The sequence below is a fragment of the Levilactobacillus zymae DSM 19395 genome, assembly GCF_001434115.1.
GTDB lineage: Bacteria > Bacillota > Bacilli > Lactobacillales > Lactobacillaceae > Levilactobacillus > Levilactobacillus zymae.
On record NZ_AZDW01000058.1, the window covers coordinates 17,059 to 31,312 of the forward strand.

At 56.1% G+C, this 14,254-nt stretch carries 14 protein-coding genes; 7 read left to right on the plus strand and 7 right to left on the minus strand.

Annotated elements, in window-relative coordinates:
• The first annotated feature begins 105 nt into the window (after positions 1-105).
• From ribD to FD38_RS12080, 5 genes are all read left to right on the plus strand, one after another.
• Complete coding sequence (gene ribD / locus FD38_RS12060; protein WP_057734514.1) at positions 106-1,152, plus strand: bifunctional diaminohydroxyphosphoribosylaminopyrimidine deaminase/5-amino-6-(5-phosphoribosylamino)uracil reductase RibD; 1,047 nt, start codon at positions 106-108, stop codon at positions 1,150-1,152.
• Positions 1,152-1,769, plus strand: coding sequence for a riboflavin synthase (locus tag FD38_RS12065; protein ID WP_057734516.1), 618 nt, complete (start codon positions 1,152-1,154; stop codon positions 1,767-1,769). Before ribD ends, FD38_RS12065 begins: the two co-directional genes overlap by 1 nt.
• Positions 1,744-2,949 carry a bifunctional 3,4-dihydroxy-2-butanone-4-phosphate synthase/GTP cyclohydrolase II gene (locus FD38_RS12070; protein WP_057734518.1) on the plus strand — a complete coding sequence of 402 codons (1,206 nt, stop codon included), beginning with the start codon at positions 1,744-1,746 and terminating at the stop codon, positions 2,947-2,949. The genes FD38_RS12065 and FD38_RS12070 overlap by 26 nt, the downstream gene beginning before the upstream one ends.
• Before the next feature lie 4 nt (positions 2,950-2,953).
• Positions 2,954-3,433 carry a 6,7-dimethyl-8-ribityllumazine synthase gene (gene ribH, locus FD38_RS12075; protein ID WP_057734520.1) on the plus strand — a complete coding sequence of 160 codons (480 nt, stop codon included), beginning with the start codon at positions 2,954-2,956 and terminating at the stop codon, positions 3,431-3,433.
• A 195-nt stretch (positions 3,434-3,628) separates the two neighbouring features.
• Complete coding sequence (locus tag FD38_RS12080) at positions 3,629-4,471, plus strand: SDR family NAD(P)-dependent oxidoreductase (protein ID WP_057734522.1); 843 nt, start codon at positions 3,629-3,631, stop codon at positions 4,469-4,471.
• A gap of 170 nt (positions 4,472-4,641) precedes the next feature.
• On the opposite strand, the gene FD38_RS12085 is transcribed toward FD38_RS12080, so the two are convergent.
• The 3 genes from FD38_RS12085 to FD38_RS12095 all read right to left on the minus strand — a co-directional run bounded on the left by FD38_RS12085 (position 4,642) and on the right by FD38_RS12095 (position 6,531).
• On the minus strand, positions 4,642-5,091 hold the full coding sequence (locus tag FD38_RS12085; RefSeq protein WP_057734524.1) for a hypothetical protein: 450 nt from the start codon (positions 5,089-5,091) through the stop codon (positions 4,642-4,644).
• Between the two features lie 114 nt (positions 5,092-5,205).
• A complete protein-coding gene (gene murI, locus FD38_RS12090) occupies positions 5,206-5,988 on the minus strand; it encodes a glutamate racemase (RefSeq protein WP_057734526.1) in 783 nt (260 codons plus the stop codon).
• Positions 5,989-6,090: 102 nt separating this feature from the next.
• Positions 6,091-6,531, minus strand: coding sequence for a hypothetical protein (locus FD38_RS12095; protein ID WP_057734528.1), 441 nt, complete (start codon positions 6,529-6,531; stop codon positions 6,091-6,093).
• A 337-nt stretch (positions 6,532-6,868) separates the two neighbouring features.
• Between FD38_RS12095 and FD38_RS12100 the strand changes: the two genes are divergently transcribed.
• Positions 6,869-7,333 carry a hypothetical protein gene (locus FD38_RS12100; protein WP_057734530.1) on the plus strand — a complete coding sequence of 155 codons (465 nt, stop codon included), beginning with the start codon at positions 6,869-6,871 and terminating at the stop codon, positions 7,331-7,333.
• 65 nt (positions 7,334-7,398) lie between these two features.
• Here FD38_RS12100 and brnQ read toward each other — a convergent pair whose 3' ends face one another.
• Complete coding sequence (gene brnQ / locus FD38_RS12105; RefSeq protein ID WP_057734532.1) at positions 7,399-8,772, minus strand: branched-chain amino acid transport system II carrier protein; 1,374 nt, start codon at positions 8,770-8,772, stop codon at positions 7,399-7,401.
• 606 nt (positions 8,773-9,378) lie between these two features.
• Here brnQ and FD38_RS12110 point away from each other — a divergent pair.
• Entirely contained in the window at positions 9,379-10,668 is a 1,290-nt protein-coding gene (locus FD38_RS12110; protein WP_057734534.1) for a D-serine ammonia-lyase, read from the plus strand.
• 50 nt (positions 10,669-10,718) lie between these two features.
• Here FD38_RS12110 and FD38_RS12115 read toward each other — a convergent pair whose 3' ends face one another.
• From FD38_RS12115 to FD38_RS12125, 3 genes are all read right to left on the minus strand, one after another.
• Positions 10,719-11,663, minus strand: coding sequence for a 3-hydroxyacyl-CoA dehydrogenase family protein (locus FD38_RS12115; protein WP_057734536.1), 945 nt, complete (start codon positions 11,661-11,663; stop codon positions 10,719-10,721).
• 137 nt (positions 11,664-11,800) lie between these two features.
• Complete coding sequence (locus FD38_RS12120; protein WP_057734538.1) at positions 11,801-12,694, minus strand: hypothetical protein; 894 nt, start codon at positions 12,692-12,694, stop codon at positions 11,801-11,803.
• Positions 12,695-12,842: 148 nt separating this feature from the next.
• A complete protein-coding gene (locus FD38_RS12125) occupies positions 12,843-14,060 on the minus strand; it encodes an MFS transporter (RefSeq protein ID WP_057734540.1) in 1,218 nt (405 codons plus the stop codon).
• Positions 14,061-14,254: the final 194 nt, after the last annotated feature.

The following is a 14,254-nucleotide window of genomic DNA, read 5'->3' on the forward strand; positions in this document are numbered from 1 at the left end:
GGGGGTAGTCTCACGATTACCGCCACCTCGGATGAAGTCTTATTTAGCTTTTAATCATGGCCCCGCAATTAGTTTTGCGGGGCCTTTTTTGATGGGGTGAATGGGATGACGGATCAAGAGTATTTAGCCTTAGCGGCGGACCAAGCTCGTCAAGGCGCTGGTCAGACCTGGACCAATCCCTTGGTGGGGGCCGTGTTAGTCAAGGACGGGCGGATTCTCGCCCGGGGTTACCACCACCGGTTCGGTCAGGATCACGCTGAGGTGAACACCTTAAAGCAACTGAATGATGTGCGGCAGGCCCGGGGCGCGACCATGTATGTGACCCTGGAACCGTGCAGTCACTACGGCAAGACGCCACCGTGCGCCCGAAAGTTGGTCGCGGTCGGGATTCGCCGGGTGGTGATTGGCCAACGTGACCCGAACCCGCTGGTGAGTGGGAAGGGGATTGCCATTCTGCGTGCTGCCGGGATTGACGTTACGGTACTGGCTACGACGACGGATTTGAACCCGGCTTACAATTTCTTTTATCACCACCACCGGCCGTTGGTGACCTTAAAGATGGCCATCAGTGCCGATGGCAAACTCAACGCGGCGACCGGAACCCGCACCCGGTTGACCGGGGCCGAGGCTAATCACGACAGTCAACGATTTCGAGCGACCCAGCAGGCCATTTTGGTGGGCGAGCGAACATTGACAATTGACCAGCCGGCCCTGACCGTTAGAGAAACGGCCGTGGCGGTACCCCCGCGTCGAGTCGTCGTGGTCAATTCGGCCGATCAAATCGACCGGCACAATCGACTGTTCCGAACGTCGGAACCGGTCTGGCTGTTGAGTCGGCAGCCTAGTCACCGGTCGTGGCCCGCAAACGTGACCGTGGTGGCGGGACGACGCTGGACACCGGCACAAATCGTTCGTTATCTGGCTCAGCAAGGCCTGCAATCCTTGCTGGTCGAAGGTGGGAGCCACTTGCACGCCCAGTTTGTGGCGGCGGGGCTAGTCGACCGGTTGATTACCTACGTGGCGCCGGTCGTCCTGGGTGGTCAAGCGTTGCCCGCCGTACAAGGGGCGGCGAGTCAGGCGCTTCCGTTGACCCTGACGCAGGTGCAATCCTTGGGTACTGACGTTCGTTTAACGTTTAGGAGGCGAGTTTAATGTTTACTGGAATCATTCAGGGTCGGGGGACCGTAACGGCAATCGCCCGTGCGGCAACACATGCCGATTTGACCGTGCAGACGCCGTTACCGACACAGAGCCATAGTCGAATCGGGGATAGTCTCGCGGTCAACGGGGTGTGCTTAACGATTACGCAACTACACGCCAATGGCTTTACCACCACGATGATGCCCGAAACCAGTCGCCGCACCGCGCTGCAACAGTTACGAGTGGGGGCCGAAGTGAACTTGGAACCGGCGTTACGCGCCGATGCCCGGTTGGATGGGCATTTTGTTCTGGGCCACGTGGATACCACTGTGGCTTTGGTCCAACGTCAGCGCGACGAAAATGCGGTGGTGTTGACCTTCGCTTTACCGGCAGCCTACCGGGGTGAGTTGGTCGAAAAGGGCTCGGTGGCCCTCGACGGGGTCAGCCTGACGTTGACGGCGGTCACGGCGACCACGTTTAGCGTGAGTTTGATTCCCCATACCTTGGGCCAAACCGGGTTAGGGGAATTGCAAATTGGCGATTTAGTGAATTTAGAAACGGATATTTTAGGCAAATACTTAACGAAATTGGAGGCGATGCGTCATGACGACAGTGACGCAACGAGTTGAAACCGCACTGACCACTCTAAAGGCCGGGGGATTGGTGATTGTGACCGATGATGATCACCGTGAAGCCGAAGGGGACATGATTGGACTAGCCGAGTTTGTCACACCGGAGACCGTGAACAAAATGGTGACCAACGCGCGGGGCTTACTGTGCGTGCCCATGAGTGCCGAGATAGCAACTAATCTGGGGTTACACCCGATGGTGACTGACGCGACCGATGCGTTCGGGACGGCCTTTACCGTCAGTGCCGATGCGAAAAGCACGACCACGGGCATCTCCGCGTTCGACCGAGCAACGACGATTCGCCAGCTCGCGTCAACCGCTGCTCGTCCCGGTGATTTTTACCATCCCGGGCACGTCTTTCCCCTGATTGCGCGCGAGCACGGCACCCTAGCGCGGGGTGGACACACCGAAGCAGCGGTCGACTTGGCCCGTCTGGCGGGGGTTCGTCCGGTAGCCTACATTTGTGAAGTCTTACAACGGGACGGGCACATGGCCCGTCGGCGGCAACTTAAGGCCTTCGCCGAGGGTATCCAGATGCCGCTGCTTTCGATTCAAGACATCCAGACGTACCGTTACCAGCACAACGTGGATGTCGCGCAGGCCATTACCCAGGTCCACCTCCCCACCAAGTACGGGGACTTCCAGCTAGAAGCCTTTGCGACGGCGGATGACCGCGAACCGACCCTACTGATTTCTAAGGGCTCCATTCAGCCCGACGAACCACTACTGTTGCGGGTCCACTCGGAGTGTTTGACGGGTGATCTGCTGGGGTCGCAACGTTGCGATTGCGGTGAACAACTAGACCTGGCCCTCAAGACCATCGAACAAGCGGGGCACGGAGCCGTTCTCTATTTGCGCCAAGAAGGTCGCGGTATCGGTCTAGCCAATAAATTGCGGGCTTATCATCTCCAAGAAGAAGGCTTCGATACGGTCGAGGCCAATCAGCAATTAGGCTTTCAACCGGATGAACGCCACTATGATCTGGTCGCGGCGATTCTCCACCAAAAGCACGTACACCAGGTGACCCTATTGACCAATAATCCAGATAAGGTAACCCAGTTAGAAGACCTAGGCTTACAGGTGACCCGGCAATCCCTGGAAGTGGCGCCCCAAGCCACGGACCGAGCGTATTTAAAAACTAAGAAGTTAAAGTTCCACCATCTATTGAAGGAGGTTTAAAACTATGACGATTTTAGCAACTTCCCGTCAAAACGCGGGGTACCGGATCGGCATCGTGACGGCGCAGTTTAACCAAGTGATCACCCAGAAACTGGAGACGGGGGCCGTGACGACCCTGCAAGAATTCGGCGTGACTCCCACCGATATTTTGGTGGCGCACGTTCCGGGAGCCCTGGAGCTGACGCGGGCCGCCCGACTGATGGCCGCTAGTGGTCGTGTCGACGGCATCATTGCCTTGGGCACCGTGATTCGGGGCGAAACTAGCCATTACGATTACGTTTGTGCTGAAACGGCTCGCGGTCTCGCCGACCTCTCGGCAACTGGTCCGGTTCCCGTGATGTTTGGTGTGCTGACTACCGACGACTTAAATCAGGCGCTGAACCGCGCGGGTGGTAAGGCTGGCAACAAGGGGAGTGACTGTGCCGAGGGCGTGCTGGCCATGTTGAACTTGCAAATGCAACTAACACCAGCGACCCAGAATTGAGTGTTTCACGTGAAACAACGGTGCGTTAGGTCGCTGTGCATCGGCCACTGATTATCCGCAAAAAGATTGGCAAAATTAATTAGGTCACTGAGCGGGTCTGGCTTTTTTCAGAAAAGTCAGGCCTTTTAGTTGACCTCGAGTGGACTATAGGTTGTAAGCTGGTCAGTGGATTAAAGAATAGGAGTGTGCAAATCTATGACAAAAACTTGGTTAATTACGGGAACTTCGACGGGCTTTGGCAAGTCCTTAGCCACTTTCTTGGCCCAAAAGGATGACGTGAACCTGGTCGCTACGGCGCGGCACACCGACCAACTGGGCTACCTGGACCAATACGATCACGGGCAAATCCTGAAGGCCACGTTGGACGTGACCAACCGCGACGAAATTGCCGCCGTGGTCAAAGCCACGACCGACAAGTTTCACGGCATCGATGTGCTGATCAACAACGCCGGGCTGGGTTACTTCGGGACCTTCGAAGAAAGCGACCGGGATGCCGTTCGGTACATGTTTGACGTGAACGTCTGGGGCCTAATCGATATGACCCGGGCGGTCCTGCCAACCATGCGGGCACAAAAGCGCGGCATCGTGGTCAACTTCTCGTCCATCGCCGGGTTGGCGTCCTTCCCAACGCTATCCTTCTACAATAGTAGTAAGTACGCGGTCGAAGGGGTCACCGAAGCCGCGGCACAAGAAGTGGCCGGTTTGGGCATCAAGTTCATGTTGATCGAACCCAGCGGCTTCCGGACCGACTGGGCGGGGCGTTCATCCCAAAAGACCATGCCGAAGTTGGCGGATTACCAACAATTCGCCAGCCGCATCGAAGGCAGTGAAGAGGGCGCCCACCACGAGGCTGGCGATCCCGACAAGGCCGCGGCCATCATTTACGACCAAGTCACCAACCACGCGGCGGACTTACCGTTGCGTTTGCCACTAGGCCAGTGGTCGACGGATACGGCCATCGACAAGTACACCAAGACCTTGGCGAACTTCAAGGCCCTGCACGACCTGTCGGCATCGGCGGACCAACCGGAAAAGTAACGGTTAACTTCAATTTTGATTATAAAATCCGTCACGGGGCAGAGTTGCCGCGTGACGGATTTTTTGTTGACCACCATTACGAAAATGTACGGTCATCCCCCGACAAAACTACCGGGAACTGACCGTCCAGAAAACGGCTGAATAGCGTTATCCAATTATAAGAGCGGCGACTATTTATCGCGATAAAAGGTCCCGTAAGAGTGATAGGGCGTAAACGTCACGCTGGTCGAATGCAACAGAATCATCTTGTGGTTGTGTTGTGAAAAATCGGCGACCTGGTATTCGGTTTTGCCCTGGGCGTTCTTACCGTACAGGAAGACGCCGTTGTCCACCAACGGCGCGTAGTGAACCTGCCGGACGATGCCACTAGTTTGGTGGCTCACGGTGAATTGCTTTTGCCGGGTGTAGTCCAAACGGTTGACCCGCGATTGCCCAGCGACCTTAGTGGTGTAGCGCACCCGCCAATAGTAGTGGCGCGCCGTGGGGTGGGCGTAGCGGTGATACACGGTGTGCCAGCTGCCCCGCAGTACCGGGGGTGTCCCGGCGTGGGTGGCCGCGTGCGCCGGGGTGATGGTCCCCAAACCGAGGAGACCCCCCAACGTCAGGGCAGTGAGCCCCAAACCAATCCTTCTAATTAACCTCAAAATACGCCGCCTCCTTCAGGCCTTCAGTATACCGCAGGACCAACGATACCACGCAAAAACGCCACCGCAACGGGTGACGTTTTTTTAAATTCATTGCGCAATGCCGTGTTCGTAAAGGTGTTGGTACAGGGCCAATTCGGCTGGGGTATCGCGGCTACTGTAGAATTCAATTTGCCGGTTAGCATTTTCCGGGCGCAACAACCCCTGCTGCTTAAGGTGGGTGGCGAGGTTATTCGCCAAGCCCTCGTAGCCGGTGTAGACGGTCACGGGGTGGTCGTACTCGCGCCGGATCATATCGGCGATAAATGGGTAGTGCGTGCAGCCCAAGACAATCGCGTCAATCGGGTCGTCGAGGACCGGGGCCATCAGTTGATCGACCAGTGCCTGGGTCTGGGCGATGCCGGCGTACCCCTTTTCGATGTGGTCGGCTAAACCGGGACAGGGCAACGACTCGATGTGGGTCCGTTCCTGAAAACGCGCCACCTGGGCGTTGTACTTGGGTAGGCCGATGGTCAGCGGCGTGGCCATCACCAAGATGTGTTGCTTACCGGCGTCGACCGCCTGCTTTAGGGCCGGCTCGATGCCCAAGATGGTCATCTCGGGATTGGCCGCCATGAGGTCACGTTTGGCCGCGCTGGTCGCCGTGTTGCAGGCGATGACCACCGCCTTGACCTGGTGCAGTTTAAGTTGCGCCATGACGTTGGCGGCCAGGTGTTGGACCGTCGCGGAACTTTTTTCACCGTATGGGGCGTTGGCGGAATCCCCGTAAAACACAAAGTCTTCGTTTGGGAGCACTTTTGCGAGCGTCCGCAAGGTGCTGATGCCCCCGACGCCAGAATCGAACACGCCGATGGGTGCTTGTTGCTTTGACATACGAAACGCCTCCTAAGCTTCCATTAAAGTCCCTTTTGCCGTTTTCTGCAAGACCTGAGTTTGCGAAAACGGTAAGAAAAATTAACCGGAAGGCGGGAACCGCTAACGGGAACGGTGGGCGTGCCGCCACCAGATCGCGCTGGCGAGGAGTGGGGCTAGGAGAATCAGGAGGATGCGGACCAATTGCCGACAGACGAAGTTCAAGAGGTCGGCCAACGGGTTGTCGTCGAAGGGCAGTAGCGTGGCTTTGGTATGGGCGACGCGCCACAGAGAACCCTGATCGGCGTTCACGATGTCGGCACCGTGCAACTTGGTGACCAGCTGGCGGGGCGTTTGGTTGGCAAGGTGGGGCGTGTACCGTTTCTCCAGGGGCGCCACAACCGGGTAAAAGCCCAGAACAGCAATCAAAAAGTAGGTATCAAAGGCCGTCCAGTCGAGATGAACGGCCAGCCCCACCGTGCGCGCCGTAAATAACAGGATGAGACTTAGGGGAAAGAGACCCTTGAGGTAGGCTTTGAGTAGAGACGTTAACTTTGCGAGCATTCGAATCACCTGGTTAGACTGAACTTGATTTTCGTGGGGCAAGTGGGCCCCGTGGATTGACCCTATTATTAGGCGGTCGGGGGGGAGCGGCAAAACTAAAGTCCGGTTAGTTGGGACTTAATAAAGTCAATTGCGCTTGTGCGGGCCGTACGCTAGCGACGGTTCGCAAAACGGGTGAAGCGACCAGTGGATCGGCAATACCGGCTTAAGCCATTAAACTGATTAGCGGCTATTTTCGTAGATAATTGCCTAACCACTTGCGGTGAATGAAACCCGACTAGTGGTTACCTCCACTCGGCCTATACTAGGGCTAATTTTCGAGGCAGGTGAGGACAACTTGAAACGGTTGAAAAAATTTCTGAATACGCCGGTGCGGGTCAGTCCCGACTTTCACCGGCTCACCAATTATCTTGTGGTCTACTGCTTGGGATTGCCCGGTTACCTAGTGCTGATCGTCCTTAATTGTCGGTTCATTCGGGGCACGTTCATTTTTAACTGGGATTGGACGTCGTGGTACGTGACGGTCTGCTACTTACTGCTACCGGTGGAGCGAATTTTCAGTGCGGTTTTGAGCCGGTCCGGGCGCGCTCCGGCCGCCGTGCGACGCCATGCCCCCACTGATCAGCCCGATACCGTGGCGCGGACGTCGACTCTGCTACGCCAACTGCCGCTTAACTTGCGGCTGCTCGGGCCCGGCGACGTGCCGTTGATTCGACTGGTCCTTCTCGTTTTAGGGTTGATTTTCACGCCGTTCGTTTTACTGGGGATGCTCCTGCTTTACGGGTGGCGCAAGCGGTTGTGAAGATTAGTGGCCCCAAAACGCCCCCGGCACCATGACTTGATGACGGGGGCGTTTCGGGTTGGTGCTTATTTCTTAGATAAATCGGCGGCGGGCGTCCGGCGTTTCAGAAGCGCGGTCAGGGCCCAACTCCCGCCCAGACCGACCAGGACGAACGGGAAGAAGTCTAACCCGACGTTAAATAATGGAATCGTGTTACCCGCCCAGGCGTCGATGGTTTTAAAGAACGCCAGGTTGGCGAAGAACGGAGGCAGGTTGTGGATGGCGTCCAGGATGGCTGGAATCAAGGTGAAGGCCACCGTGGTTTTGTAGATGATCGGGTTTTGCCCAATCAGGGGATGGAGCACGCCCAAGAAGATCAACGCCATAGCAAACGGGTAGATGAAACTCAATAGTGGCGTGGAGTAGAGGATGATTTGCGTCAGGCCGAAGTTGGCGATGATGAAGGCGCCCAGGCAACTGATGGTCAAGAAGAAGTGGTAGCCCAGCTTAGGGAACCGTTCGCCCCAGTCCTGCGACAGGGCGGCCATCATGCCGATACACGAGGTGATGCAGGCCAGAAAGGTAACGGCGCCCAGGATGGCGGTGCCGGCCAGGCCGGTGTAGTGGGTCATGATTTGGGTAAAGGCGGTGCCGCCTTCCGCGGAAAGGTGCAGGTAGCTGAGACTAGACGCCCCCAGAGCAATCAAGAAGATGTAGATCAACGCCTCGAGACTCATGCTGATGGCGCCGACCTTCGCAACGGCACGGGACCGTTGACGGCTATCGGTCAGCCCAAACAATTTGAGTGCGGCGATGATGGTGACCCCAAAGCCCAGGCCGGCCAGGGCGTCCATGGTGTTGTAACCCTGCAAGAACCCGTTGATCAGGTTGCTCCCGGCACCGGTCGAGGTGGGGAAGAGACTGATGTGGCGCAGGTCGCCCTTGATGACGAAGGCCATGAAGAAGATGAAGGCTAGTAAGGCCAACAGGATGGGGTTCAAAAACTTGCCCACGTAATCGGCGATTTTATTTTGGTTGTAGGCCATCAGGTAGGCGATACCGAAGAATAACGCGGAGAAAATCAAGAGGCCGAGATGGTCGTAGCGTTGCGGCAAGAAGGGCTGAATCCCGATGGCAAAGGTCGTGGTCGCGGTCCGGGGGGAAGCGACTAAGATCCCCAGCGTCAGGTGAATCAAGATTAGGAAGAAGAGCGCGAACTTTTTACCGGCGGGCGCGGCCAGGTCGTAGGCGCTATTGCTACGAGTCAGGCTGATGGCCAGGATGGACAAGAGGGGCAGCAGAATGGCCGTCAGCAGAAAGCCGATGGTGGCTGGTCCCCAGTTGCCAGCGCTGAGTTGACCCAGGTGAATCGGGAAAATCAGGTTGCCGGCCCCGAAAAACAGACCGAAGAGTAAGGACCCTAAGATTAAGTATTGCCGCTTGGTTAATGGTTTATTCATAAAAGTGACCTCCTGTGTAGGTACGGTGGGACGAAAAAAACGCCCTTAGCAAGAATTGCTAAGGACGTGACTGAACGTGAACCACCTTAATTCCTGACCACCTCACGATGATCAGCTCGACAAGTACCACCACCGCCTGCGCAGACCGGTGATGAGACTTCATTGCTGTAATGGGCGCATTCCCAGTGACCACTTCGGCTGAGCCGTCGCGGCCACGACTTGTAGATTACTTTCGTGTGGTGTGGTGATGACCCCGTTACACTGACCCGGGGCTCCCTGAGCATCGTGACACCGACTACTCTTCTACGCGTTGTCGTTAAAAATTATTTAACTATGCTGTTTATCATAGTCGGATTTTTCGAGAAGTCAATAGGAAATATGAGAAAATTTTAATTTTAATGGGTGGCGACGGTCACCGAATTAACCAATTACTTTAAATTGAAACACTGATGTAGCAATGATTTAATGAAATCTGTCAACTGTGGCTAAACTCGGAAAATTCGTTATCTGTTAATTTGATGAGAAAACCGCACGTGGCAAAACATTAACCAATCATTGATAAAATAATATCATCATGATAAAATATTATCGAAAGGATGGTGCCATATGTTAAAGAATGATCGCTTCATCGATTCACTTAAAGACTATGACGAAGTTTGCTGGCAAAACCCGGATTACCTCCCCAATCCGCAGACGCCGTTTGACTTGTCCGATATTCAGGATGCCGCTGACCGGCTAGAACGTTTTGCACCCTACATAATGAAAGCGTTTCCGGAAACGACTAACTCACATGGGATTATTGAGTCCGAACTGAAAGCCATTCCCCAGATGTTGAGCGCGCTACGGCAGAAAGAGCACCTCGACACTGCCGCTAAGCTTTACCTGAAGTGCGATAACGCGCTCCCCATTTCCGGGTCAATCAAGGCGCGGGGCGGTATCTATGAGGTGTTGAAATTCGCCGAAACCGTGGCCCTCGACTCCGGTAAGTTAAGTCTGACCGACGACTATAGCCGGTTAGCCGACCCCGAATTTACGCAATTATTTTCTCAGTACAGCGTGGCGGTGGGGTCGACCGGGAACCTCGGTCTAAGTATTGGGATTATTGGCGCTAAATTAGGATTCCACACCACGGTCCACATGTCGCACGATGCTAAGCAGTGGAAGAAAGACCTGTTGCGGCACCGGGGCGTCACGGTGGTGGAATACGCCGGGGACTTTAGCAAGGCCGTCGCCAAGGGGCGGCAAGACGCCGAGAACGACCCCATGTGTCATTTTGTGGACGACGAGGGCTCCACGGACCTCTTCTTCGGCTACTCGGTAGCAGCGTTGCGCCTAGCTAAGCAATTCGACCAACAGGGAATTCACATCTCGAAAGCTAATCCGCTGTTCGTTTACCTGCCATGTGGCGTGGGCGGAAGTCCCGGTGGGGTGGCGTTTGGCCTGCATACGGTCTTTAAAGAAAACGTCAAGGTGATCTTTGTGGAACCGACCCACGCGCCGGCCATGTTGTTGGGGATGTACACCCACTTAAACGACCAGATTGCGGTCAACGACATTGGCGTCGATGGTAAAACGGCGGCGGATGGCTTGGCTGTTGGGAAACCGTCACGGCTAGTTGGGAAAATCATGAAGAACATTTTGTACGCCGAAACTACGGTCGCCGATGATCGCCTATACGAATATCTGACGATGCTAGCGGATAATGAAGACGTCTACCTCGAACCCTCGTCAACGGCCGGTTTCGCAGCGTTTGTCGATGCTAACCGGAAGTTAGGGGAGCAAGAACCGAGTCTCAAAAAAGGGGTCCACATTGTTTGGGGCACCGGGGGTAACATGGTCCCACCAGAAGAAATGCAGGCCTATTATCAAAAGGGGCAAAAGCTCTTACAGCGCTAATTAAAAATGCGATTCGTCGTTGACGAGTCGCATTTTTATGAGCTAAAAGTTTAGTTTTTTTGATCATTCTTAAGTAAGTTGAGCAGTGCCCGGTCGCGTTGGGCGACGACCTCCTGACCAGCCGTCCCGGTCCAGTTGTAGAAACCCTGACCGGTCTTGAGGCCCAACTGGTGAGCCGCGACCTTCTTGGCCAGGGCGGGGTCGGTCCCGGTGTCGTTGGCTAGGTCGGCGTAGAGGTAGGCGCTGATATTTTGGAACACGTCTAAGCCACCGAGATCGGCACTGGCCACGGGACCCACCAGACTCCAACGTCGGCCCAGACTGTATTTGATGATGTCGTCGATCGCTTCGGGCGTGGCGATGCCGTCATCGATGATGTGCAGAGCTTCGCGCAAGACGGCCAGTTGAATCCGGTTGCCCACGAAGCCCAATGCTTCCTTTTGCAACGGGACCGCGTGCTTGCCGATGTGGGTCATCAACGCCACGGTGGTGGTGACGGTGGCTGCGTCAGTCTGTTCGCCGGGCACCACCTCGACCAGCGGCATCAGTTGCGCGGGGTTCCAGAAGTGGGCGACCACGAAGCGCTCGGGGTGGGTCAACGTCCGTTGAATGGCGGTGGGACTGAGGCCGGAGGTATTGGTGGCCAGGATCACGTCCGGACCGACGAACTGTTCGACGGTTTGCCAGACCGTTTGCTTGACGCTGAGGTCTTCGACGATCGATTCGATGACGAAATCGGCTGAGGTCAGGGCCGTGGCGTTGTCGGTGGTGGGCTGAATCCGGGCCAGCACGGTGGTCGGGTCCTCGGTCAAGAGGTCGGCGGCCTGGAAGGTTTCCAGGTCGTGCTGAATGGCGGCCAGGCCACGTTTTAGCGCCGCCGGATCGGTATCCAACAGGAAAACGGGATACCCGTGCAGGGCAAATTGCAACGCGGTGGCGTGGCCCATGGTGCCGGCGCCCAGGTTGGCGATGGTGTGGATCGAACTAAGGGACATGACGTAACTTCCTTTCTGTGACCAGGGGAATCAACGCGTGACGCACTTAATTACCGTTATTATAGCACGCCGCTAAACGGGGCCGGGCCAAAGAAAAAGGCACCGATTTCCGAGAAAATCGGTGCCAGAGTTAAGGGTTAATTACTTGCCCCATCGAAGCCGATGAAGGTGTAGTAGGGCACGCCGCTAACCAGGTAGAGGCTGTCGAAGGTGCCGGCCACGCCTTTGAGCGGATTGCCCAGAATGTGTTGCGGTTGGTGTAGGTTTTCGATAGTCAATTTATACTGTTGGGTCCCGGTTCGGCTGACTCGCTGGAGATTGAACCCGCGCAGGTCGTGAGCGAAATACAGGTCGCGGTACGGGTCGTGAAAGTTCGTCCGGGTAATCTTGGCCTGGGTGTCGGGGCGTTGGTAGAATTCCAGGTTAGCGTTGGTGTTGGCGTCGTAACTCAGGAGTTCCACGACCCCGTCCGGTGTGATGCGCAGGCTGGTCCCGGTAGGTTCGGCCGGACTGAGTGCCGCCGCGATGCCCCCGGCGTACAGGTCGCCGTGACTGTAGGCCACCATGTATTTGGGGCAGGGCACGCGTTTGAACGCCGTGAGCTGGGCACCGCTAATCACCGTAGGCGTGGCGTCCGTATCGGCGATTGGGTCGACCGTGTAGCCCTTGGGTTGGGCGTGGCTTAATAGCGCGTAGCTTAACCGGGAACTGTAGACCAGTAGCGCCTGTTGCAGGTGGGTGCCGACCTTCTGGGTAGTCAGGTACCCGGCCACCGTGGTGCCCTGAGGTAGCGTCAGCCGCCGTTGCTGGGTCTTACCGGCGTGATAAGTCGGCCGGTACTGTACCGTGACGGTGGTTTTGCGGGTGGTCTGGTAGTATTCGCTGAGGTTCAGATAGTCGGTGCTGGCCGTGTAGTGACCAACCTTGACCAGTGAACCGGGTAGCTCGGTCTGGGCGTGAGCCAGCGGGGTACCCCCCCAGATGATACCGCCGCAAAGCAGGGCCAAGCCCCATTTTAAAAATGTTCGCATGCCGTGACGGGCCTCCTCAAAAAAACTTCAATAGCGTTATTATACGTCAAATCGGGAGCGGGAGGTACGGTCGAGCCGAGATTGTTTCACGTGAAACAAGAAGCGCCCGTTGACGATGACCAACGGACGCTAAGTAAATTGAGTTAAGTTAATGGGCCGTCGGGGCTAAGCGACGCAAATTGGGAATGGAGAGCATGGTGACCAGACTGATTAGGTAGAGACTAGCCAAAAAACTCATGACCATCAGGAGGGTGCCGTGATCCATCAAAAAGCCGATAATCACCGACGAGAAGCCGCCAATCAAGCGGCCCACGTTAACGATGAAGTTGTTGGCCGTGGTGCGAATTTCGGTGGGATACAGGCGACTGACGATGGCGCCGTAACCACCGTACATCCCGTCGGAAAAGAAGCCCAGTGTGGCCCCGGCGACTAACAGGGTGAACCGGTTGGTCGTCAGTAAGATCCCGAAAAGTGCGATGGCAGCGGCCAGTAAGAAGAAGCCGAACGCCCGGCGCGGGCCGAAATGATCTAGCACCTGACCGAAGACCAGCATTCCCAAACTCATCCCCAGAATCGTGGCAATCATCCAGACGGACGAACCCGAGACGGTCAGGCCCAGCCGTTTTTGCATGATTGACGGTAGCCAGTTCATCAGCCCGTAGTAACCGGCAATCTGGACGGTGGTCATGACCATCAACGCGCCAGTCTGGTAAGCCAGCCGTGGGGTGGCGAATAGCCGCCGGAGTTGCACGGATTTGTGGGCGTGTCGGGCAGACTTAAAGGCGGCACTTTCGTGTAAATGCCGGCGAATGAAGTAGATCAACGCGACCGGAACCAGCCCGAAGACAAACAGCGCGTGCCACCCCAACGAGGGGATGATGAGCGCCGCGGCAATCGCGGCTAGAATAGCCCCACACTGCCCACCAATCGCGGCCAGTGAGGAGAGTTTACCCAGTTGGTGAGCCGGAAAGTTTTCGGCAATCAGGGTGATTCCGACGCCGTATTCGCCCCCGGAACCCACGCCCGCCAGGAACCGAAACAGGTATAACAGGGCGAGGTTGTTGGCGACGGCCATGGCCGCCGTGGCGAACGCAAAGATGAAGATGGTGTAGGTGAAGACCTTGATCCGGCCGTAGTGGTCGGCAATCAGGCCGAATCCCAGGCCACCCACGAGGGTCCCTAGGTTACTGATCGACGAAATCAACCCGGCCTGGGCCCCGGTGATATGTAGGGTCGCGATGATGGACGCCAAAGCAAACGAGAGGAACATGACGTCCATGTGTTCCAACGCAAAGCCCGCCGATGTGGACGCCAGCGTCCATTTCTGCGACGGGGTGAACCCGGAATGTGACGAAGATGTTTCCATAGAATCAACCTCCAAAAGAAGTGCTCACGGGCGCTTTTTATTTTGCGGACTAGGGTCTGTCTTAAAACTCAATCACCGATTTAAATGATTGTCCATTACCCTTTACTGAAAAGAGTCCAGTTTATTTATTGTTATAACCGTATAAGCTGGAGGGCCAGTCAGAAATGGGCTCAGGGGTGAAATTTGTGTTGGCC